At 48.9% G+C, this 21430-nt stretch carries 23 protein-coding genes; 17 read left to right on the top strand and 6 right to left on the bottom strand.

Features of this window, described 5'->3' with window-relative positions; all coding sequences use genetic code 11:
- Positions 1 to 497: 497 nt before the first annotated feature.
- Positions 498 to 1601 carry an RNA-guided endonuclease TnpB family protein gene (locus Q0852_RS20160; RefSeq protein WP_299021320.1) on the bottom strand — a complete coding sequence of 368 codons (1104 nt, stop codon included), beginning with the start codon at positions 1599 to 1601 and terminating at the stop codon, positions 498 to 500.
- Positions 1602 to 1716: 115 nt separating this feature from the next.
- Between Q0852_RS20160 and Q0852_RS20155 the strand changes: the two genes are divergently transcribed.
- Genes Q0852_RS20155 through traN form a run of 3 tightly spaced genes read left to right on the top strand, consistent with a single transcriptional unit; the run spans position 1717 to position 5972 of the window.
- Positions 1717 to 1869, top strand: coding sequence for a hypothetical protein (locus tag Q0852_RS20155; protein ID WP_299021318.1), 153 nt, complete (start codon positions 1717 to 1719; stop codon positions 1867 to 1869).
- An 11-nt stretch (positions 1870 to 1880) separates the two neighbouring features.
- Entirely contained in the window at positions 1881 to 3005 is a 1125-nt protein-coding gene (locus tag Q0852_RS20150; protein ID WP_299021316.1) for a TraU family protein, read from the top strand.
- 9 nt (positions 3006 to 3014) lie between these two features.
- Entirely contained in the window at positions 3015 to 5972 is a 2958-nt protein-coding gene (gene traN, locus Q0852_RS20145) for a conjugal transfer protein TraN (protein ID WP_299021314.1), read from the top strand.
- On the opposite strand, the gene Q0852_RS20140 is transcribed toward traN, so the two are convergent.
- The 4 genes from Q0852_RS20140 to Q0852_RS20125 form a co-directional block, all read right to left on the bottom strand.
- Positions 5973 to 6518 (bottom strand): hypothetical protein, encoded by a 546-nt coding sequence (locus tag Q0852_RS20140; RefSeq protein WP_299021312.1) that lies wholly within the window; start codon positions 6516 to 6518, stop codon positions 5973 to 5975.
- A 92-nt stretch (positions 6519 to 6610) separates the two neighbouring features.
- Entirely contained in the window at positions 6611 to 7192 is a 582-nt protein-coding gene (locus tag Q0852_RS20135; protein ID WP_299021310.1) for a hypothetical protein, read from the bottom strand.
- Positions 7193 to 7417: 225 nt separating this feature from the next.
- Positions 7418 to 8338 (bottom strand): hypothetical protein, encoded by a 921-nt coding sequence (locus tag Q0852_RS20130; protein ID WP_299021308.1) that lies wholly within the window; start codon positions 8336 to 8338, stop codon positions 7418 to 7420.
- Positions 8339 to 8472: 134 nt separating this feature from the next.
- Positions 8473 to 8856 (bottom strand): hypothetical protein, encoded by a 384-nt coding sequence (locus Q0852_RS20125; protein ID WP_299021306.1) that lies wholly within the window; start codon positions 8854 to 8856, stop codon positions 8473 to 8475.
- Positions 8857 to 9015: 159 nt separating this feature from the next.
- Between Q0852_RS20125 and Q0852_RS20120 the strand changes: the two genes are divergently transcribed.
- From Q0852_RS20120 to Q0852_RS20085, 8 genes are all read left to right on the top strand, one after another.
- Complete coding sequence (locus Q0852_RS20120; protein WP_299021304.1) at positions 9016 to 10863, top strand: ATP-dependent helicase; 1848 nt, start codon at positions 9016 to 9018, stop codon at positions 10861 to 10863.
- A gap of 320 nt (positions 10864 to 11183) precedes the next feature.
- Positions 11184 to 12149: a single-stranded DNA-binding protein gene (locus Q0852_RS20115; protein ID WP_299021302.1), complete on the top strand. Its 966-nt coding sequence runs from the start codon at positions 11184 to 11186 to the stop codon at positions 12147 to 12149.
- A 17-nt stretch (positions 12150 to 12166) separates the two neighbouring features.
- Positions 12167 to 12307 carry a hypothetical protein gene (locus Q0852_RS20110; RefSeq protein WP_299021300.1) on the top strand — a complete coding sequence of 47 codons (141 nt, stop codon included), beginning with the start codon at positions 12167 to 12169 and terminating at the stop codon, positions 12305 to 12307.
- Between the two features lie 48 nt (positions 12308 to 12355).
- Complete coding sequence (locus Q0852_RS20105) at positions 12356 to 13432, top strand: AAA family ATPase (protein ID WP_299021298.1); 1077 nt, start codon at positions 12356 to 12358, stop codon at positions 13430 to 13432.
- 5 nt (positions 13433 to 13437) lie between these two features.
- Complete coding sequence (locus Q0852_RS20100) at positions 13438 to 13740, top strand: WGR domain-containing protein (RefSeq protein WP_299021294.1); 303 nt, start codon at positions 13438 to 13440, stop codon at positions 13738 to 13740.
- Positions 13741 to 13826: 86 nt separating this feature from the next.
- Complete coding sequence (locus Q0852_RS20095) at positions 13827 to 14828, top strand: DUF3150 domain-containing protein (protein ID WP_299021292.1); 1002 nt, start codon at positions 13827 to 13829, stop codon at positions 14826 to 14828.
- A 52-nt stretch (positions 14829 to 14880) separates the two neighbouring features.
- Positions 14881 to 16800, top strand: coding sequence for a VWA domain-containing protein (locus tag Q0852_RS20090; RefSeq protein ID WP_299021290.1), 1920 nt, complete (start codon positions 14881 to 14883; stop codon positions 16798 to 16800).
- Positions 16801 to 16848: 48 nt separating this feature from the next.
- A complete protein-coding gene (locus Q0852_RS20085) occupies positions 16849 to 18018 on the top strand; it encodes a toprim domain-containing protein (RefSeq protein WP_299021288.1) in 1170 nt (389 codons plus the stop codon).
- A 49-nt stretch (positions 18019 to 18067) separates the two neighbouring features.
- Here Q0852_RS20085 and Q0852_RS20080 read toward each other — a convergent pair whose 3' ends face one another.
- A complete protein-coding gene (locus tag Q0852_RS20080) occupies positions 18068 to 18499 on the bottom strand; it encodes a hypothetical protein (protein ID WP_299021286.1) in 432 nt (143 codons plus the stop codon).
- A gap of 355 nt (positions 18500 to 18854) precedes the next feature.
- Here Q0852_RS20080 and Q0852_RS20075 point away from each other — a divergent pair, with 355 nt between their 5' ends.
- From Q0852_RS20075 to Q0852_RS20050, 6 genes are all read left to right on the top strand, one after another.
- Positions 18855 to 19343: a DUF4314 domain-containing protein gene (locus Q0852_RS20075; protein WP_299021283.1), complete on the top strand. Its 489-nt coding sequence runs from the start codon at positions 18855 to 18857 to the stop codon at positions 19341 to 19343.
- Complete coding sequence (locus Q0852_RS20070; RefSeq protein ID WP_299021281.1) at positions 19333 to 19563, top strand: 2Fe-2S iron-sulfur cluster-binding protein; 231 nt, start codon at positions 19333 to 19335, stop codon at positions 19561 to 19563. The genes Q0852_RS20075 and Q0852_RS20070 overlap by 11 nt, the downstream gene beginning before the upstream one ends.
- Before the next feature lie 11 nt (positions 19564 to 19574).
- The gene (locus Q0852_RS20065) at positions 19575 to 19757 is read left to right on the top strand and encodes a hypothetical protein (protein ID WP_299021279.1); all 183 of its coding nucleotides are present in this window, start codon (positions 19575 to 19577) and stop codon (positions 19755 to 19757) included.
- Between the two features lie 73 nt (positions 19758 to 19830).
- Positions 19831 to 20259: a hypothetical protein gene (locus Q0852_RS20060; protein WP_299021277.1), complete on the top strand. Its 429-nt coding sequence runs from the start codon at positions 19831 to 19833 to the stop codon at positions 20257 to 20259.
- Positions 20260 to 20532: 273 nt separating this feature from the next.
- Complete coding sequence (locus tag Q0852_RS20055; RefSeq protein ID WP_299021275.1) at positions 20533 to 20766, top strand: hypothetical protein; 234 nt, start codon at positions 20533 to 20535, stop codon at positions 20764 to 20766.
- A gap of 15 nt (positions 20767 to 20781) precedes the next feature.
- Positions 20782 to 21429, top strand: a complete 648-nt coding sequence (locus tag Q0852_RS20050; RefSeq protein ID WP_299021272.1) for a hypothetical protein — start codon at positions 20782 to 20784, stop codon at positions 21427 to 21429.
- Position 21430: the final 1 nt, after the last annotated feature.

Here is a 21430-nt window from a genome sequence, read left to right as displayed (position 1 = left end):
GATGTGGTGGCGACCAACGGTACGGTGCTGGCTCGGCGTGGCGATACCTTTAACCCGCTGATGTACCTTCCAACCGCCCTGACCATCTTGGTCTTTGATGCTACGGATGAAAATGAAGTCGCTTTTGTCAGGCATCAGGTTCTAAATCAGAAGCCTGGCCGCTTGAAGCTAATCGCAACCCAGATTGATCGCGAACGGGGCTTTGAGCATTTCAAGCAGCTTCAAAGAGATCTCAAGATGCCGGTCACGTTACTGACCGACGATATCAAGCTCCATTTCAACCTGCAGGCAACCCCTGTCAGGGTATTCACGTCTCCCCGTGCTGTGTATGAGATTGACTACTACTCGCAGCAAACCATCAAGCATTTCAACAATCAGCAGAAGGAACAGAAATCTTGGCATCGTCCCCCTCGCTTCAAGCCCAACAAGTTGGGAAAGATTGGAGGTTCCTGTTTCATCGCGTATCGCTTGAGGTTCGGGAGAACCCAAAGTCTTACTTACGCTCCACAGGCTAACACTGCCTGCCCGGCAGCTTTGATATTCAGTGCCGCGTTGGTATCCCTGTCCAGCATAGATTTACATTCCGGGCAGATCCAATGGCGGATATTTAACGGTAAGGAGTCGACAACATGACCGCAGCAATGACAGCGTTTAGAGCTGGGATACCACTTGTCAATCTGGACAACAGTTCGACCGTACCATTCAGCCTTATAGATAAGCTGGCGCATAAACTTGTCCCAGTTGGCATCGCTGATGGCTTTGGCCAACTTTCGGTTCCTGACCATATTTTTAACGCTCAGGCTTTCACAGCTAATCACTTGGTTTTCGTTTATCAGTTGTGTCGTCAGTTTGTGGGTGAAGTCGCGGCGACAGTCAGCAATTTTTGCCTGAATGCGGGCGACTTTCTTTCTGGCTTTATGGAAGTTCGCAGAGCCTTTCTTTTTCCTGGAAAGACGCTGTTGTGCTTTCGCCAGCTTCTTCGCGTACTTGGCCGTATAACGGGGGTTACCCGACCTGAAGCCCTCGGAGGTAACAACCAGGTCTTTCAAGCCCAAATCAATACCGACTGTCTTGTTACTAATCGGGAGTGGTTTTGGCTCGAAACGGCAAAGGCAAGAGACATAGTAGCGACCAGCACTGTCTTTGCTGACAGTGATAGTTGTTGGTTCGCTTGGCAGTTTACGGCTCCATCGTACATTAAGTGGTTGTCTGGACTTAGCGATGAAAAGCTGTTCGCCACGGTACTTAAAGGCTGATTTGGTGAACTCGGCTGATTGCTTTGAGCGTTTCCTTTTGAAAGTCGGGTAATTGGTCCGGCCTTCAAAGAAGTTTTTAAAAGCAATTTGTTGATGGCGAAGTGACTGCTGCAATGGAACGCAAGAAACGTCGTTCAACCAGCTGAGCTCAGGAATTTTCTTCAGCTCAGTTAATCGGCTGGAGGCAGCGCCGTAGTTAACAGGGGTCTTCTCATTACGGTATGTATCTGTACGCCAACGCAGGATTGAATTATAGACAAAACGCACACAGCCAAATGTCTGTTCAAGTAGGGTGACTTGCTCAGGGGTTGGGTAAAAGCGGTATTTATAGGCTCGTTCTTTCATGCCCACAGGAATACATCAAATCATGTGGGAGTTAACAGGCTGAGGGGTATGTGTGGATTTACGCTTATCGTTTTCCCTCCAAGGCCTAAAAGGGTAGGGGAAATTGGAGGTTTATATGATGAAACTCGTCGTAGGTTTGGTGATCGGCATCGCTCTGGGTATCTACCTGGCTGACACGCAACCTGTAATCTCAGAGCAGATCCGGGTCTGGAGTGACACTGTCATGACCGCACTAGGCCAGACCATTGACAAGGCACAATCTAATTAAGGAGAGCTTCCATGGGGCGAGCGTTAATGTCGGTGTTATTGGTTTTGTTGCTGGGCCTGTCAGCGAATGCGATGGCTGAAGACGACCCTGTCAGTGACTTAACAGGGGACCTCTGCCCCAATGGCAATGTCATTGCCGGTATTATCGACCAGATGTGTTGGTCTTGCTTGTTGCCAATCCGGCTTGCTGGGGTAGGAGGGGATAAACCCTCAGGCTCAGCCAGCGACAGGCCGATGTGTATGTGCCTGGATGAAGGTGGTGTGCCGGAGTTAGGTATGCCCGTCGGTTTTTATCAGCCTTCTCGCCTGATCAGTTTTTCGGCCACCCCGTATTGCATGCCGAGTTTTGGAGCCAGGCTAAGTGATGATAACTCACGGGCTGGTCGCGCCACGACACCCGGCAGCCTTGAAAAGACTGAATCGAGCTTTTTTCATTACAAATACTGGACGTACCCGTTGATGGCGATGATCAACATGTTCGTCAACAACGACTGCAGCTATGACCAGCTAAGTACCATGGACTTAGCATTTTTTTCGGAAGCCGACCCCCTGTACCAGGATGATATGCTTGCCTTTTTGCTCGCGCCGGAGAGCATAATTTTTGCTAACCCAGTGGCAACGGCGCTGTGCACCGCCGACTGCGCGGCCACGATTGCTGGCAATGAAATTGAGGAGATGTATTTTTGTGCTGGCTGCAGTGGAAATCTCTACCCACTTACGGGCCATGTCATAACCAATGACGACCCTGTCCGAACCACATCACTACTCACGACCCGTGTAATGGCCACCCTGCATCGTCGCGGTAATGCCTTGCTTACTATGGGCAACCATATGACCACCGGGGAGTGCAAACCGAAATATGCCCCAATGCTACCCAAAACGCAGTACCGGGTTTCAATGTTGTTTCCTGTACCTGAAGCTGCAGGTAACGTGTCGGGCCTTGAAGGGGCCGGAGACACGTCGGCAACGGATCAAAGCGGCGACGCACAGGCCGCACCAAGCAGCTTCCCGACTGTCGGCCGGTGCTGCCACAAGTTTGGTGAGTCGGTAATGAAGTGGGGGCTCGGGCGTAATGTGCCGGGCAAGGAGCATTTTGTTTATCTGCTCTATCGATGGAATGACTGCTGCCTGCGTTAAGGAGAGACTATGTGGCTACAAGCTTCTGCCGGCGTTGCACTTTATACGTTTGCAATACAACTGATGCATGTTGCTTTTTTCTGGGTGTTATTCGTACCGGCCTCCTCGGCTAATTCAATGGATAATGGCAGGGCTGCAATCGGTGACAGCCTGGGTATTTTGTCAGCGCCGAGCTATGACCACAGTACAGGGCAGGCCAGTATAGGCGGTGTAACCCTGGGGCGTAGTGAGCTGTTTGGGATGGACGTTGACCGGGCTATTACCGAAAACCATTTTGAGGCTGATGGAAGCTATCAGGATGAACAACGGCTCCAGCAAAATGCCCAGACACTGAGCAACCGTATCGACAGCAATACAAGGGGGCAGGAAAGCGACTTCGATGTGGCCGCATATAACACTCTACAAGGGTCAATCGGTCAGCGGACGACACTAGGCCATGATGACTCGATCATGACGGACAGTAGTGACTACCTGAATAAAGCAGCGCAGGATGTCGGGGATCCTAACAGTGACTTGTTTTCCGCTTGCACTACGGAGACTAATCAGGTCACTGTGGGTAGGGAATATGTTGGCAGGCAGCAATATAGCTGTATTGAGCCGGATCGTTCTAACCTACAGCTTTGCGAATTGGATCGCCACTTGCTGCAACCGATCAAAAAAACTGGCGGTAGTGGTGAGGTAAAGGTCATTGACAGTCGGACCTTTGATCTGGCTATCGGCAAGGTCGGAAACAACTATTATGGTGATGGGGGACAGCTATGTAAGATTTACCCGTCATTTGTTGAGTTTGAACTGCGTAATGATTTGGAGATCGAGTCAGCGACCTTATCGCAGGCGCTGTTTGACGACAGTATACAAATCAAACTCAATGATGAAATTATTTATCAGCATGCTGGAGGTGGTGTCGTTGATAGTGATGGGTTCCCGACCGAAGAGGGCAACTGTGAGCGGAAAACCAGCTGGAATATTCACCCGAATAAGAATGTAACCAGCTCTTTCAATCAGGCCAGAGCGATGGGTTATGGCCGTATCAAGTTCCATATCAAAGTGGCCGTCAAAGGTGGTGGGGAAGGGTACGTGTGGCTTCGGGTGAAAACCAAAAACAATGTCCGGACCCGTGAAGTAATAAGGCAGAACCCCCCGGGTTGTGCCGCTCAGATTGGTTATAGCCAGCCATCAAATACCTGTGAAAGCACCATCTTGCCCGGTACGAATTCCCTCTTTGACCCCCAGTGCGATCACCCGAACAACCGCAACCCTGGCAATGGGCAAATCTGCTCCTTTACCGGATGGGAGTGTGTAGAAGAAGATCCATACTATGATCCAGTCAATGATCCTTTAGTCAGCGATCTACCGATCACTATCTATAACGGTGGTAATTATTATGGCGGTGAAAACGTTGAAAACCGTTGTACCAAGGCTAATGCGGTCAATTATCGCTGCGAACCGACAGGTAACGTGCAGGTTTGCGGGGTGCCAGGATGGCCTGATGACCTGACGGAAGTCTGTGGGTCGTTCTCCGAAATTAACAGCCGGATCCCGGACAGATGCGAACCTTACCGGGATAACCCTGATTGCAGTCTTATTCAGTCTAACCCTCAGTTCGTCGATCCCGTGACCGGTCGTGCGTTTGCATCAGAGTCGGTCTATGAATGCAATGTTTATCAGAACAACGACTATACCTACACCACCGAGGAGAACATCTGCACTGGAGAGATGGTATGCGTTGGTGGCGATTGTAATTTCTCTAATCCCGAAACCAATGAAGACTTTGCCGAGGCAATGGCCGTATTTTCCATGCTGGAGGATATCAAGGGTAACAACTCTTGTGAGAACCCTGACGATATCAGTACCTGCCAGATATTCCGGGGATCGCCGGATTACTGCGGGGTGGAGAAGACCGGACTGGGATTTAACTGCTGCGAAATTACAGCCGGGAAAACCAACGTTTTTGAATACATCAAGGGCATGTACAGCGTTTATCAGCTTGATCAGATCATGATGGGTATCGATTCGGGCAATATGGTCGTTGGAGCTTGGAAGGGGATGTCACAGCCGGTGCACGACAGTGTTGCTTATGTTAGCGATGCATTCTCTTCGGGCTGGGACCACGTCGTGCGTAATGTCACCGGTGAAGTTGCCACCGAGTCGGGCTCTACGACGATGCCGTCAATCGCCGACGCTGTCAGTGAGGCGATCTTTGACAAAACCATTGACGAGCTCAAGCAGCAGATAATGCAAAAAGTCTATGAGATGCTGCCGGAGAGTATCGGGAATGCGTTGTTTACCACTGGAGGCAGTGCGGCTGGTTCAGGAGGTAGTGCTGCTGGAGCACAAACTGTTACGGGGCTTAATCCGGCAATATCAGGTGCCTTTACGGCAATAATGGCGGCATATGCGGCTTACCAGCTCGTGAAACTGGGCCTTCAGATGGTTTCGCAGTGTGAGGACAAAGAGATGGAAATGGGCATGAAACTGGACCAAAAACAATGTATTTACACCAGCACCAAGTGTATTAAAAAGAGCCCATTCGGCTGTCTCGTTGATAGGCGATATTACTGTTGTTACCCCTCACCACTCGGTCGGATCATAATGGAGCAGGCCGCGCCGGTGCTTGGGATTACCATTGATTCACAGAGTGGCCAATGTGAGGGCATGACATTTGACCAGGCTGCTAATTTCGACTGGAGTACCTTGGATCTATCTGAGTGGGAGAGCTATTTGATGGCTTCTGGAGTGGTGGTCGATCATAACGATTTAGATATTGAAACGCTCTCGGACAACCCGTTATTGCCAAACAACGAGTTTGCGTTGGATCCTGTCGAGTTAAACCAGACGCGGTTTGAAGAAAATAATATCAGCGATACAAACAATGCCAATGTTGAGAATGCATCGCCTGAAAATCTGGACTGTTCGATATGGCCAAGGCCGCCGGTCTGCGGCAGCCCGTTATCGCCTTTGGATTAGTTATTTGGTGTTAAATAAACCCAGGACATCAACAGAGAAACATTCGCCAGTACCCTTTTTGCCGTTACGTAAGATCGCTGGCTCTGTTTTGTATTCCATATAGTCAGTGATGGTCTGCTGTTCACGCAAATAACCAATATAGACAGTTGTTGTGTCGATAATTTTAACACTTACCTTATAGTCACCGACATGCTGGCCGAACCGGTTTTTAAATTTCGAGAGTCCGATTTTGTAAAATGTCTCCCCCGTTATAGTGTGAGTAAACTCGGCGTAATAAACATGAATCGGATCGCCGGGCCTTTTTTCTACTGTTGTCCAGGACAAAAAATAATTTTCGCGATACATACAGGCGCACGATGCGCCACCATGTAATACGTGTGTGACAAGGCTTTGCCATTCTACACAACAGTTATGGCATCGCTGTATCGATTGAGTCTTTCTTATCGACTCATATTTTCCACCAACAAATGATATTAGGGTTTGGCCATTTTTCTCGTACAGTTCACGCAGATCTTCAACCGTTAATCGCCGTTCGACACCGCGCACGTCCTGATTGCAGCAGTGCCAACATTTTGATCCGCGCATCGCATTATGCGCGATAACATCATTCAGGTGACCTCGTTCCCTGCAGCTGACAGTTACAAGGCTGTTTTTATTTTGATATCCATCCGGAAAGCAGATGACATCAAAAACCTGGTTGTCCTCAATCCGTTTTGTGCATGAGAACTCATCATAACGCGGCCTGGAGCCACACCATGTGCAGCTCTGATGCCGGTCATAAATATTGAAAGCCTTTTTTTCTGTATCCCGCCGCACAACTGACAGTAAACCAGCGCGTAACTGTGCGCAAAATTAAACTGACCGACCCAGCGCTCAAATTTAAATAATCCAGTCTCCTCAATACGCATAATAATTTCTGCTGGAGTCTGGGGGTGATTGCATATCAGCTCGGTTCGATTTCGCTCGCGGAAAGTTTCTTTTGAAACAGTTGAAAGTATGTGCGTACCGCATTTGTCACAACGCACAACTATTTTTGACGAGACACCGCGCCAATAGAGGCGGTCTAGTTCAGGCCTCGGTAGCTCATCAGTACCTACCCATTGCCGCGGAGCAACGTCACGCTGTATATGTTTATAGGTGTCTAGCAGGCACAGAAACGTCCTGCCGGTAAGTTTTGCAACTCGTTGTATGCCTTCATTATAAGGTATCCTGGCTGTCATGATTATTATCTCCGATTTAAATTACGCCCAAGGGGGGGATCGGAGATGTGAATTGAGAATAAGGGGGGCCGAACGTCCAGAAGCACGCCTATCTAAAATATAGATAAATATTGCTAAACTTCAAATCACATAGTGCAATATGCAAATTAATAGCCTGATTCAAATGTACAAATGGCGCCTGTGGATACCGAGGCGCCATTTTATAACCTGATTAGTAAGGGTAAATTAGCTATTTGGCTTGGTCCAATCTGTGGCTTCGGCAAAATCAGCAGTGCGATAGATAGCTTGCTTGCCGCCTTGTGGTTTAATGAAAAGGTAAGTCTGCTCTTCATTAATAACCGCAGGTAACCTCAACTTCTTGCCATTCACTGCACGCTCTTTGGTTAGCAGGTATGTGTTCTCAGGCAGTTTCCAATCAGGATTGGCATATAAATCGTAAGAAGTGTCGCCAAAATGCCATGATGTTAGTCGTACAGCGACGACGGAATCAAAAGGAATCGTGGCCTGCAGCTGTTTACCCAACTCAGTAACAGGGATAGGCTGCGACACATAAGCCAGGCGAGCTGCGTACCCTACAAATGCTTTGTCGTCGAAAGTATTCTGGGCAAATATATTCTCACCTTGAAGCTCATAACCATGATAGTAAACATCACCAATCCCCCACTTTTCCTCTACCCCGTCAACTGAATCACCGTACCTATCTGGCTCGATATCAAAGTAACGTTCAAGCGAAGCCAAAATACTTGGCGAATATGCTGATTTAACTTTATCGAACGCGAGCTGACCTACCTCTCGCTGAGTCTTGAATTTTGATGCTTCATTGGCATCCAAAAACACAATTACGTTTTCTTCATGCCAGAAATTTTTGTTATCGATGAGCAAGCCCGTAAAAAAACCTGTCAGGGCCGTATCGAACACAAAGCCCATCGCGGTATGGCCAATGTAACCAGCCGTCCCGACATCATTGAGTGCGCCGGATGGGGCTTTAGCATCATCAAAATATCGGTCACCGCCAACCGTGCTGACTACCTGCATGGCCAGAGAGGACTTTTCCGGGTTGGCAAGGTTTGGCTTGTAGCCAAGTTGGCTGCTGGCACAACCTGACAGTCCAACGACAGTAGCAAGTGCAATAAGTAGTTTTTTCATGTTAGACCCCGAGGCATAGTTATCAGTTACTACTGATATACATCTCATTGCCTATTTGTTAAGTCTAGAGGGGAAAATATTTTTTTTGAACTGGAAGCATATTCCTTGATCATGCTTCCAGTTTATTGATTTACTTAATGAAGTTTGGCACGGGCAATGAGATGCAAAATTGCTTTAATATGTGGGGTTCTGTCTTGAGTATTCAGGAATTGTCTCAGTGTTTCGGCTGTGAGCTCGGAATCGCTATCTTCAAGCCATGACAATACCATTGGGCTTATTGCCTGGATTATTTTCATCTCTTGGCTATTAACCGGTCGGCATAGATCAATCAGCGATTGCATTCTGGATTCCACCACTCTTTTGCGGTCAAGCGATTTTATTGCCATGTCGATAGTGATACCGACGCCAGAACAAAACGCCTCAATACTGATAGCCTGGTTGGCTGTATGCCTTGCCAGTGCCAGCTTTACTCTTTCCAGTTCGATGTCTGAATGATGCAATGTTTGCTCGCGCTCCATGACTTTCCTCCTTCTGTTTTCTCTCATTATTTTTGCAGCATGAAAGCCTGTGAATTTCGATTAAGCAGACGATATTGGTTAATTAATCGGTAAGTGGCGGGTTTCTTTTCGCTAGGGTTGATGTATTGCCTGAGTACAGCGAACCAGACAGGAGTCACCATGCTAAATCCAGATCAACAGCTTGTCGTGGATGCCGAAGGCCATGTTATGGTTGTCGCAATCCCCGGCAGCGGCAAAACGGAAGTCTCAAGCCGCTATGCTGAGCGCAAGCTACTCGATGACACTGCTAATGTCATCGCCATGCTGACATTTACCGATGCTGCTGCAAGGGGGATGGGGGCACGACTCGACAAGAACTTATCACGGTCAATTCGCTCCCGTGCGATATCCAGTACCTTCCATTCCTGCGCCATTAAACTCTGGCGCCAAGCCTATAGTTCCAGGCCAATCTTGATGGGTGTCAGACAGGAAATGTTGATAGAGCGGGTGATGCGGGAGGTGAGCAGCCGGCAGTTAAAACTCTCCGATGGTGTAGCCATCATTGATGAGATGGGAAGGGAACTCAAGCTCAAGCGCTCCAAGCATACCAAAGCCCAGCTGCGACTGTTTGATGCGTACTGCACACTGCGTGACAAGGAGGGGTATACCGATTTCAACGAAATTAGCCGGCAAGTGATCCTCGGGATGCGCGAGGGGCGCGTACCGTCGCTGATGGACACTGATGGGGTGACCCATATCTGTGCTGACGAGTTCCAGGATTCTGACCCGCTGCAGTACCATTTTTTGCTGGAGCATGCCCGTCGCGGCGTAACGATTATCACGGTGGGGGATGACGATCAATCGATTTACCGGTTCAGGAATGCTTGCGGTTTCGAGAACTTTGTTAATTTTCAGCAAGATCTCGGTGCCACGGCTTACTCCCTAAAGATATGTTACCGCTGCTACCCGCGGATACTGGAGACGGCCGACAGGCTGATCTCGTTCAATGAAGAGCGGATTGATAAAGTCCTGTCGAGCCATTTTCCATCGGGTGGGAATGTAACCGTGACCGGCTTTGACACTGAGGAAAGCCAGACATCGCATATAATCAGTTCGGTACTGGCCAAGCCCAGGGAAGTGGCGGTGCTAGCAAGAACCAACCTGGAGCTTGATGGGATAGAGCTAATGCTGTCGTCGATGACCGACAGGAAAATCACCCGCCTGGGGGGCAAATCGTTCTGGGAAAACATGCATGCGATCGGCTACCTGCAGGCTGTCACCCTGGCCACCAACCCCTTTAAGACAGAGCTGCTTCCCGAAATACTTGGCTACATGCAATCGTGTGAGTCGGTTATCGACGAGGCAAAGGCTATGATTGCCAACAAGCTATCACGGGATGACATATTTCAGCAGCTATTAAGCAGGGACAACTTGAATGGTTCGGTAAGGAACTACCTGCATTATGTAATCAGCAAGTCGTTACCGGCGACGGCAGACGGTCAGGCCAATGCAGAATGGCAGCGTGAACTGGTGCTGTTTCTCAGCCAGTCGCGATACCTGAAATCCACTGGCATAGCCGGTTCGATTTCCGATGTGCTAACCAAAAAAGCCAAGGGGATGGGATCGCTGTATAAGGCCGTTAACGATATGGCCAACAATGTGCTGTTTTACCCCACAAAGAAAAATACCGTGATCAGCCCCGATGATATTGTGATTTCAACCCTACATGGCTCGAAGGGGCTGGAGTTTGGCCGGGTTTACATCATCAATATCCACGAAAACAAAATACCTGCCGAAGACAAGGATGGCTTAGGCCTTGAGCATATCGAGGAGGAGCGTCGGCTGTTCTTTGTTGGTATCACCCGCGCCGAAAAAGAGCTCAACATGTCGTTTGTCAAAGAGCCGTCCTTTTTCCTGAAAGAGTGTGAATTGGAACTGACCAAGCAAGCCATTCGTGAGCTGAACCTTAAAAGCCAGCGCCCTGACATGCATCTGAGTCATGCTCGGGAAATGCTCGTCAATGGTTAGAGAACAACATGCCGGTTGTTGACGCTAACTTCTTAACTGGCTGCGAAAAAGTACTTAATCATCGAATTTGCTTTCACTAATTGGGTTAATTGGCAAGCAGCCCCTCCATACTCAACATGCTTATCGTTAAAACTACTCAATCATCGATTGTGTGACCTTAGGGTCTTGGTTTTAACCCCCCTGCCGTGACACAGCCTTTGTCACCATCTCCTGGAGATGTCATGCCTGACCGCATACCTCGGTCAACATATACCCGTCAGGGAGCAATCCCTCACCGGGATTCCTCTGGCGTTTTTTTATTGAAACTGGAGGAAACACCCATGAAAGCATTTCGATCTAATACTGGCTTCGTTGCTGGCACCGTTACACAGTCAAATAAGGCCAACGGTCAAACCACTTTTTGGGTTGATCAGGTAACGTCTTGGAACGATTCACAAGGTGCACCGAAATCACGTACTGCTCAGATACAGTGCACGGTTGCTAACGAGCTTGATCTCCAGCCTGGGAACCAGCTCTTGATGAAGGTGTGTGTACAGACTTTTGAAGCTCAAGGTAACAACGGCTCAAAGGTCACATCTACCTATTACAAGGTGCTCGACTTCTTTGGCTTTGCTCCAACACCTGATAATGCCCTCAATCTTAACCAGTTTACCCTGGGCGGAAATGTCGGCATGGTGGAGCATAAGAGTGGCAACAACGGCTCTTGGTACAACGTCTCGGTTGCTTTGACCCGTTCGTATCAGGTCAATAACAACTGGCAGGACGAAACCCACTGGGTGCGCGTAGTCATCAGCGATAAGCTTTTTAATCAGAACTTTAAAAATGGTCTGAATAAAGGTGATTCGCTGATAGTCGATGCTGAACTGACTACCAATGCCTATACCGATAAACATGGTAACCAGGTATTGGGCAATGAGTTCCGCGTCAACCGTGTACTTGGACAGGTGACCAAAGCTGAGTTGAATTTGTTAAAAACTCAGCAACCGTCCCAGCACATGCCGCAAGGTAATGCTCCGCAACAGAATTTTGCACCGCAGGGCCAGCCGCAAGGTAACGCTCCGCAGCAGAATTTTGCACCGCAGGGCCAGCCGCAAGGTAACGCTCCGCAGCAGAATTTTGTACCGCAGGGCCAGCCGCAAGGTAACGCTCCGCAACAAAATTATGCGCCGCAGAACAATGCCTCGCAGCAACCGCAGAACAATACCCCTCAAGGTAATGTTCCGCAGCAACCACAACAGCACTTTGCTCCCCAAGGTGGGCAGCAGGGTTTTGTTCCACAGTCCTAACTTCAAAGGTGATCACTATGTCTAAAGACGTAGCGGCCGCTAAAAAAAGGCGCGCCCAGCGCCTTTTGAAGAAGGCCGTTTTATCCCAAAACGCAGAGCTAGAAATAGTTGCCCAGCGACTGCTAGCCGATGCCAATAAGACTTACCACGCCCGGTAAGTCTTCTACCCACTTTTTCATTAAAAATCCTTAACTGGAGGAATTTCTATGTCTATGTCTAACGTACAACCACTGGATACGCACGAAGCAAACGATGTTGTAATCGACTATAGCGAGATGGAGCAGGTATATCTTCGTGATGTATTTAAGCCCTTCATTCCGCCTCAGGTCGATCTCATCATCGAAAGGCCAAAGCATGTCCATCCCGATGTACCCAAAGAAGTAAAAGGGTATATCCCGGATACTGCGGTGTTGAAACAGGTCTTGGCCTGGTTCCTTTCACCGTCGCGGCCGAACTTCCTGCACATGTGCGGGCCGACAGGTTCAGGTAAAACCGACTTCATCTTTTGGTTCGCCCACAGGATGAACTGGCCATGCAAACTGGTCACGGTTAACCCGTCTTTGCGACCTGAGAAAATGCAGGGACGCTGGATGCTATCTGGTGGTGAGACTAGTTACGTGCTGGGAGCTGTTGCTGATTCCATGAAGTACGGGAAAATTGCACTGTTGGATGAAGCCGATAAAGGGTCGCTTGATTTTATCGCCAAGATGCACCTTCCGGCCGAAATGTCGAAACCGTGGACTATAGATGATACAGGAGAGACTATCTATCCTGCTGAAAACTATAGATTTATTACGACAGGGAACACAAATGGACAGGGTGATTTTAATGGCCTGTACCCTTCGAGTCGCCGCTGGGATACCGCATTCCGTAACCGTTCGTATGTGATTCACTTGAACTATGTTGAACCCAATCTGGAGTTCGACATCATCATGGGAAAACACCCTGAACTCAAGGCGTACAAGAAGACGGTACGTATGATGATCAAGTTTTCCAACGCGATGCGTGATGCAATGCTGGGACCTAAGCGTGATGGAGATATCCAGGACGGGATCACCACAGCGTTTTCAACGCGGGTGCTGTTGTCGTGGTGCCACTACATCATTGCTAACGGGTTTAAAGTGCCGCTGCGCAATGCGTTTGACAGTGTTTTCATGAATGGTGTGGACAATGACGATCGCGAGGATATTACTCGTATTGTCGATCAGGTTTTTCACACCAAGGCAGGCCATGTACTCGATGAGGGCATGGGTTGGCTGGAGGAAAGCACAAAAAAGGCTTAATCCCCGTGGATCCGGTTGACTTTCCGAAGTCGTCAGCCGATGGCATCGACTTAGATAGCTTAAGTTTTGATGTTTATCACTGTCCAACGGGGGCCGGTGGCAAGGAGTGGGGATGCGTACTTGACGGTAACGCTGTACATATTGTGTATGGCGCGGTCGGTGCAAAACCCAACTACTACCGCAAAGACTTTAGTAATAGCCACGAAGCGCTGGCTTACAGCGCTAAGAAGCTCAAGGAAAAAGCCCGTAAGGGTTATACCTTCAACCGTAAACAAGCGTTTAAGCGCAGTGAGTTAGTCACCGCGTAACACCTACCCAAACCGTACCAGAGGGGTCACATCAATCCCCTTCTGGGGCGTGATCCCTCCGTTAGCTCTTAACTGGAGGAACACCTATGAAAGATCTACATGATAACCAAACCATCGATATCGAAGATGTGGTTCAGTCGCAAACCGAACAGGTGGGTGACAAAGCTAATTCGCTGGAAGATGGATTGGTCATTGTTGACTTCATCTCTCGCGGACGGGACGGCGAGCGAACCTTACAGGAAGTCAAAATGCTGGTCGATGATATTGAGGTTACTGGCTCGGTTGTCCGTAAAGGGCGGATCGAGTGGTTTCCGAAAGATGCATTGAAATTCAAGGGGACACTGGAACGCCGTGCCCAGCGCCTTATTGGCTCTAGCGGAATTCCTTATGGTCGCCTAACCGCAATTCCGGTCTGCGACCTGGATAAGTTGTTGGATGGTCTAAGTAAGATCAAAGCGGAGTTCGCGGAAAAGGTGAATGACCTCGACCTGAACTTTGACACTCTTATAGAAGATCACAAAAAGGCCAACCCTGAGAACGCCAGCCTAATTGATAAGCTGAAATCGTCGAAAGATGAGTTTATCAGCCGGTTTTCGTTTGAAGTCTGTCCCCCAATGGCATTTAAGCCTTACCTGGCAGATGACAGCGAGAAAACATCGGAGTCGCTCTCTGACAGCTTGTATGACGAAATCGTCAAGGATGCCGAATACATCCATAACAAACTGTTAAGCGGACACACCGAAAAAGGTCAAAAGGCGATTAACGTCGTACGTCGCCTGCGTGACAAGGTTAATAAGCTGTCGTTTATCGACGAACGCTTTGCCGACCTCGTGGATGAAATGGATGACATTCTTAAAGATGTCCCCAAATCAGGCAATGTAGGCGGTTTACCGCTAAAAGCTTGTGTTGGCATGGTTTCGGCCATGACCTCTCGCGAACGGCTTGAATCGTGTATTTCACCGAGTCTGGATATAGAAGATCCGGATGAGTTGAACACCACGTCTGTTACCGACGAAGTAACGTCCTCGTCAGTGACCGACACCCCTGCCAATCAGCCAATATCCAAAACCGGATTTGGCGAATGGTAATGACCAAAGTGGCCCCTCCCAGGGCCACTTTTTTTATAACTGGAGGAACACCATGCAACTGAGCAAATTGAAAAAAACAGTAGCAACAATATCCCGGATCCACACCTCGCTGTCTAATGTAAAGGTTACCTTTTACCCTGGGCCGACGTGTACTAACGGGACGATGATTAATATCAACCCGGGTGACCCTGATGATGCGGTATGGCTGGGGCTGGTTGAGGCAAAGGCAACACACGAGAGTGGGCACATTGCTCATACCGACTTTAAAGTGCTTAGCGTCAACGAAGACAAGTTGAAGGCTTCTGAGATGCTCCGGTCGATCAACAACATCATCGAGGACGTGCGGATGGAGATGTGCTGTATACGGCACCTTTCCGGCGCTTACTGGGTATTGCGCAGAATGAGCCATCTTCTTTTTGATGAAGGTTACTGGGCATATCCGGCACAAAGCGACAGTCTTGGTAAACATCTGTTCGATTTTCTGCTCTTTACTGGGCGGGGGATCGGCGTCGATGGGCAGGAGCATTTGGAAGGTATTGGTTTGAATGCCAAGCAAATGCTCATTGACAAAGGTGTGCCTTGCCAAGAACTGAATCAGATTGAGGGGCGCATGTCTGGATGGGCGAGCCTTTCAAGCAGCTTTGAATCGTTTGCTGAAGCCGAAGTCATTTATGGCTTGGTTAAGCAACTGTTCAACTCGATGCCGCAAATGCCGCAGTCTGGTCAAGGTGCTAGTGGTGAGTCCGGTGATAGCCAGGATGGGCAATCAGGCCAAGGTGCTGGTGGCGAGTCCGGTGATAACCAGGATGGGCAGTCAGGCCAAGGTGCTGATAGCGAGTCCGGTGATAGCCAGGATGGGCAGCCAGGCCAAGGTGCTGGTGGTGAGTCCGGTGATAGCCAGGATGGGCAATCAAGCCAAGGTGCTGGTGGTGAGTCCGGTGATAGCCAGGATGGACAATCAAGCCAAGGTGCTGGTGGTGAGTCCGGTGATAGCCAGGATGGACAATCAAGCCAAGGCGCTGGTAGTGAGTCCGATGAAAACCCGGGGGAACAATCCGGTAGTCCTTCATCGCAACAGTCTGGCGGTCAAGGTGCAGGTCAGTCAAATCCGTTGTTGTTTGAGGATGAGGCTAGCGTCGCGGATGGTTACCAGGATGTCCATGATGCACTGGACAAAGCCATCGACACGCGAGCCGAGGCGAACCCTGCCAGCTGCGATGTGCAACGAGCCTATGCAAAAATCAATGAGTCACCCCGTGATGATAGGTGGATGCAGGAGCCTGTGATCACACGCTCTTCTCGAGGCCTGTCTCGGTCGCTTCAGTCGGCCATGTGGTCAAAGTCTGAAGCACCTGTGTCTTATGACGATAGCGGTGCTGATTTTGACGAGACGCTCCTGGCGGGTGTACCGGCTGGCAACAACAAGATCTTTTATGTCGAAGATCAAGTTGAATCGGTGAAATCAGCAATGGTGATCTGTGTTGACCGCTCTGGCTCCATGAATGTCCATGACCGTCAGATGGTAGCTAACAATGCTGCAGCGGCATGCGCCAAAGCATTGGAGGATATCGGAGTCGCTGTGGCCGTTCTGCACTTTGATAATGATGTAATCCTGACCAAGAGCTTTGAGGATACTCAGCGAGCTTCGTTAGGAAAATTTGGCCAGTGTCCGATGGGGGGAACAGCAACCAACTGGGCATTACTGGCTGCGCAGAAACTGCTAGTCACACGGGATGAACCACGCAAGCAAGTACTGGTGATTACCGATGGCGAACCCAACAATGTCGCGCAAGTCGAGGAAATGGTTGATGACCTGAACAAAGACCGAATTGATGTTGCATCAATACAGGTTGAGTTCGATAAGTACGGTGGCATTAAGCATTACCAGACTATCAGTGATATTGGTGAGTTACCCAAAACAATGAGCAAACTTGTACGTGAAAAGGCGCTGGCGTCTATCACGGTTTACTGATCAATCGCCCTCGGACTCCGAGGGCATGACTTTATCGGAGGCATTATTATGTTGAGAAGTAAAATCGATGACACCCACGCGCTTGTTCGCCGCTGTGGTGGATGGGAAACGGTACTGCGTGCCTATCCCCAACTGCAGGAAGCAATGCAGGCTTCACCGGCTGGTATGTCGCGTGCAGTACGCTGTCCGCTTCGCCAAGAAGGTAAAACGGTATTCCGTTTATACAAAGATTGGCGTGAAAAAGGCGGCGGTTACCATAACGACTTCGGTCGCTTTGGTGATGGTATTGACTTAATTGCATGGCTTGAAGGGTGTTCAAAAACACAAGCAATGGATCGAATCATTGAAATCTGTGGTGGTGATCTTTCTTCGGTATCGGTGCAGGAAGCGCAGGCGGTGAAAACCGACCGTGATAATTCGGCCCAGCTCGATGAAGATACCAAGGCAAAGAACCAATGGGTACTACAAAAGGTCGAGCGTGAAGCAATCCATGCGTCACAGGCACAACTTGCACTTAATTACCTCCATAGTAGAGGTTTGGGGGCATTTCAGCTGCCAAGTAACGTCGGGTTTAGCTATCGCTTGAAGACTTTCGGTATCAATGGTGAAACCTTGTTTTTGCCAGGTCTGCTGTTCTACATCCAGAAATTAGACGGTACTCCCGTGTCGTTTCATCGTATTTTTTTGAGCGAGGATGGGTATAGCAAATCACCGCTGGTCGAGAATGCGAAGATGCAGCTGTCCGGCCTCGACGATGTCCGAGGTAGCAGCATTCAGCTTGGTAATCCATTGATGTGCCAGGATCAGCAAGGCCGAACTCGCTGCGTACTGGCGGTATGCGAAGGACCAGAAACCGGTATGGCTATCATGCTGGCGGAGGGGATACCAGTTTGGTGCGGTATTGCCTCGACGCTGATGGAGCTGATGGATATTCCTGAGTGTGTGACCGACCTGCTGATATTTGAAGATCGTGACCGCATCCTGGATGGCAAAACCATCGGTGAAGGTGAACGGGCAGGGGAGTCTCTGATGTGCAGTATTCATCAGGAACTACCGCATATAACCGTACATCGCTTTTTGCCACCTAACCCAATTCGCCAAGGCGAAAAATCACAAGACTGGCTGGATGAGTGGAATGCAACATGCACCCGCAGCTTCCCGTCATTTCTTGAGCGCGAAGGTCTTACTGTGATTGGACAGTATGCCCGTACAGCGTGAAGTAATCATTATCCAAAAAACCGCCTTCGGGCGGTTTTTTTATGGGATATTACTTAAAGATGTTAATGGGCAGAGTCAGCGAAGCCGGATCGTTTTTTGATCCATGTTCTGGTTTTACTGTAGATTCAATATCATCAAACAGTATAAATAGATCGACAGTTGGACCCAGATTACTGAATACGAATCTATCTATCTGCTTGTAAACGACCCCCCTTTCAGATAGCAAGCCCAGTTTTTGTAGGTCTTCGATATCCTTCTTCTCGAACTGTGGCAGTTGTTGAAGAAATAACCGCTCGGCGACACCTCCCCCCCACTGCTTTATATATCGCACATTGTCGTGATGATAATCAGGCACTAAGAAATACACGTTGAACATTTCCACAAAGCCGGCATTGTGGTGATCAGCAAGGTGTAGTTTTGCGAGGCTGTATAACGCGAGCTTTTGGCTCTCGTTAAGTCGATTAATAACATCTTTATCCATAGGGCGAAGAAATCCGACGATAAATATGAAATTTTACAGGAAGGTACTTATCGACTCTATACGCCCTAATGAATATATTTTGTTCATATTAACTTTAATAAGAAATCGAACGAATCACGAAAAATTCCCCCACTAATCCGATATAGCACCATCGATCCTCCGCCATAGTTTCATACGTTACTTCTCAATCTTTGATTGAAACCCTGGTGCAACCCAGACCTGTTGCCGTCTATTGATGTCCGTGCCTGACCACACACACTTGGTCAACATCCCAACCTGCCCACGCAGAGAGAGCCAATCCCTGCCTGGGTGCCGTTCCTCTGCGTTTTTTGTACTAAAAACTGGAGGAAGCACTATGTTGTTACTTAACGAAAACCTTGCGCACAGCGCTATGGCCACATACCAAAGCGCCATCACCCGCTTTACATTCGCTCGCCGTAAACGAGACCTGCTTGTTGCCAAATCCGCAGCAAAGTGGTTCAACTCTGCCCGAGAACTGGATGGACTGAATGGCTTTCTTCTGTCGAAGCAAGGCCTGTTCGTACAGCCGGTTGAAGCGGACAGAAAAGTCCTTCGGCGTTATGGCTACCAGAACCTCTGGATAAAAGGGACGTCGATTTGCCCACAGTTGTCGAGCCACGACATCAAGCGCATGTACCAAAAGGGCACCGTCATCAAATTGCTAAAAATGGATGATGAATACCCGGTCCCGCTTGGCGAAATCGGCAAGGTGACTTACGTCGATGACCTGGGAACTATCCATACCAATTGGGCCGATGGGCGCCAGCTGGGTGTTTGTCTCAATGATGGTGACAAAGTAGAGGTAGTCCATTATGCGCATTAACGGTCAGCTAGTTATCTCGCCGTACGAGTCTGCATTGCAGTTACTGGAGAGTCGTGGAATTGCAGTCAATGCCAATTGCAGAGAGGGGTATTGTGGTAGCTGTCGTGTCAAAGCCAACGGCGAAGCAAAATACTTCCGAGAACCGATTGGCTTTCTGGCCCGAGATGAAGTCCTGCCATGCTGCCTTTCAACATCCAGTGACATTAATCTGCTCGTTTAGAGGAATTTGCTATGGATACACCATTGAGTCCTTTTGAGAGTGAAATGAAGGTAGAGCACACCGCATTAGCACCTGTCATCGACTCGGTTATCGAGTGCCCGACATGCTTCAATGACCATTGTATTGATGATGGTTGTGGTGAATTCCACTGCGATTGCTGCAACACCCTAATCACTATCGTCGAAGACGAATAATTTACCCCCTGACGGGAGAGCCTTTCTCCCGTCAGGGGAGAGGGCTGCCCAAAATGACTGGAGAATAATCCCCATGAGTAAGTTAGCCTTAGCCTGTGCGATGTTCCGCCTGGATCCGAAAACGGTCTATAGAACAGCCATAACCCCAATGCCTGGCAGTATCCGTCGTTATGCAGAGCAGATTGTCGAGCCGAAACAATGTTATGACAATTGCCGGCGGTTAATGGAGCAGCTGGTACATAAAAATATGAAGTATGTGGTCGGTGTTGGTTTTCACCACATTCCATTTGAGCATGCGATCTTGCAGTTGGAAGACGGAACATTTGTCGATCCGACGCTAGAAATTATTAACCCCAGTGCCGCAACAGACTTTGTGGTCGGCTACTCGCTTGATTTTGGCCAGCTGGTGGATGTGATGATAAAGCTCGGCCGTGCCCCGTCGCTGGTGGACATGGTAAACCTTAAAAATGATGTCATATTACCTGATGTTGTTTTTGACTAATGCATTATGCCCTGGCTTCAGCCGGGGCATTTTCATTTTTAGTTAATCACGCAAAATACCTCGCTTAATTGCCTAAGCCTCCAACCAGGTATCTGATAATTAAGTTTCCAATCGTCAAATTATTTTGACCCCCTGCCGTGACACAGTCCTTGTCACCGTCGGTTACCGACGTTCATGCCTGGTCGCATCCATTCGACCAATTACTTATCCACCCTGCCGGGAGCTAATCTACCCGAAAGGGAATTGGCTCTTATTCTTATCGGAGAGAGAGCCATGGAAAACCTATCAACATTGCACGCTGTTGCGCACTGCAGTAACCCGGAAAAGGTCATCATGTCGTGGCCCGACAATACCCAGCTAGAGATCAGTAGTACAGATGCCCGTCTGTTACTCAACCTCATTCCTGTGCTGGAACCTGATAACCAACAAATCGCGATCAAGTGGATCAACCACAGTGCTCGCCGTTTTCAATCCGTGCTGGCAATAGCCAAGCGCTACTCAAATTAAAGAGGAACTCAATCTATGTCTTACGAAATTGTCTATCGTACCCGTTCGGGCGTCGTTGAAGGACACCGGATCATGGACCAAGCCACCACTTTTATGGGCGTTGAGAAGCACAACGTGCAATCGGCGTTTTACCAGAAATATGGTTTTTGCCTGCCCAATTGTGACCTTCACCTTCTGTATGCCGAAATCGGGAGCTCCAATGTCTATGACAGCGATAACAAGCGCGCCAGAGACTGGGTGTTTCTTGGTGTAGGTACATTTGATGAGCTGGTCAGGCGAGTTGGTATTGACTGGGCGGTTGATATCGAAGGAGGAAATATCCAACCCCGAGGTCGTTACTCGACGGCTGAAGGATGGATTAAGAAGATTAAATCATTGCTTAGGGATAGCGATAAGGCACCGTTCCCGCCGATCGTCAGCCGAAAAGAAAATCAACCGGCTAGCTGGCTTGATAAGTATCATCTCGAGAAAGGGTTATCCCTTCTGGCTGCGTTAGACATCCAGACTAGCCCTGCAAAGGATTGGTATCGCGATCGACCGCTGCTTGATATCGAGTGCCGGCCAAAGAACGCCTTTGAACTGTGGCTGTTTCATGCCGTATTTAACCGGGCTTTTGGTTTTAAAAACCTTCAAGCATCAATAATTCCGTATCTAGGAGAGTGAA

This window comes from uncultured Photobacterium sp., from assembly GCF_947502415.1.
Taxonomy (GTDB): domain Bacteria; phylum Pseudomonadota; class Gammaproteobacteria; order Enterobacterales; family Vibrionaceae; genus Photobacterium.
This window is presented reverse-complemented; position numbering and strand designations above follow the sequence as displayed.

Coding starts and splice junctions, on each gene's coding strand:
- Q0852_RS20110 (WP_299021300.1), top strand. CDS start 12,167: ATGTCTAAAGACGTAGCGGCCGCTAAAAAAAGGCGCGCCCAGCGCCTT.
- Q0852_RS20075 (WP_299021283.1), top strand. CDS start 18,855: ATGTTGTTACTTAACGAAAACCTTGCGCACAGCGCTATGGCCACATAC.
- Q0852_RS20120 (WP_299021304.1), top strand. CDS start 9,016: ATGCTAAATCCAGATCAACAGCTTGTCGTGGATGCCGAAGGCCATGTT.
- Q0852_RS20060 (WP_299021277.1), top strand. CDS start 19,831: ATGAGTAAGTTAGCCTTAGCCTGTGCGATGTTCCGCCTGGATCCGAAA.
- Q0852_RS20160 (WP_299021320.1), bottom strand. CDS start 1,601: ATGAAAGAACGAGCCTATAAATACCGCTTTTACCCAACCCCTGAGCAA.
- Q0852_RS20095 (WP_299021292.1), top strand. CDS start 13,827: ATGAAAGATCTACATGATAACCAAACCATCGATATCGAAGATGTGGTT.
- Q0852_RS20135 (WP_299021310.1), bottom strand. CDS start 7,192: ATGACAGCCAGGATACCTTATAATGAAGGCATACAACGAGTTGCAAAA.
- Q0852_RS20105 (WP_299021298.1), top strand. CDS start 12,356: ATGTCTATGTCTAACGTACAACCACTGGATACGCACGAAGCAAACGAT.
- Q0852_RS20085 (WP_299021288.1), top strand. CDS start 16,849: ATGTTGAGAAGTAAAATCGATGACACCCACGCGCTTGTTCGCCGCTGT.
- Q0852_RS20065 (WP_299021279.1), top strand. CDS start 19,575: ATGGATACACCATTGAGTCCTTTTGAGAGTGAAATGAAGGTAGAGCAC.
- Q0852_RS20050 (WP_299021272.1), top strand. CDS start 20,782: ATGTCTTACGAAATTGTCTATCGTACCCGTTCGGGCGTCGTTGAAGGA.
- Q0852_RS20070 (WP_299021281.1), top strand. CDS start 19,333: ATGCGCATTAACGGTCAGCTAGTTATCTCGCCGTACGAGTCTGCATTG.
- Q0852_RS20080 (WP_299021286.1), bottom strand. CDS start 18,499: ATGGATAAAGATGTTATTAATCGACTTAACGAGAGCCAAAAGCTCGCG.
- Q0852_RS20090 (WP_299021290.1), top strand. CDS start 14,881: ATGCAACTGAGCAAATTGAAAAAAACAGTAGCAACAATATCCCGGATC.
- Q0852_RS20125 (WP_299021306.1), bottom strand. CDS start 8,856: ATGGAGCGCGAGCAAACATTGCATCATTCAGACATCGAACTGGAAAGA.
- Q0852_RS20150 (WP_299021316.1), top strand. CDS start 1,881: ATGGGGCGAGCGTTAATGTCGGTGTTATTGGTTTTGTTGCTGGGCCTG.
- Q0852_RS20130 (WP_299021308.1), bottom strand. CDS start 8,338: ATGAAAAAACTACTTATTGCACTTGCTACTGTCGTTGGACTGTCAGGT.
- Q0852_RS20155 (WP_299021318.1), top strand. CDS start 1,717: ATGATGAAACTCGTCGTAGGTTTGGTGATCGGCATCGCTCTGGGTATC.
- Q0852_RS20055 (WP_299021275.1), top strand. CDS start 20,533: ATGGAAAACCTATCAACATTGCACGCTGTTGCGCACTGCAGTAACCCG.
- traN (WP_299021314.1), top strand. CDS start 3,015: ATGTGGCTACAAGCTTCTGCCGGCGTTGCACTTTATACGTTTGCAATA.
- Q0852_RS20115 (WP_299021302.1), top strand. CDS start 11,184: ATGAAAGCATTTCGATCTAATACTGGCTTCGTTGCTGGCACCGTTACA.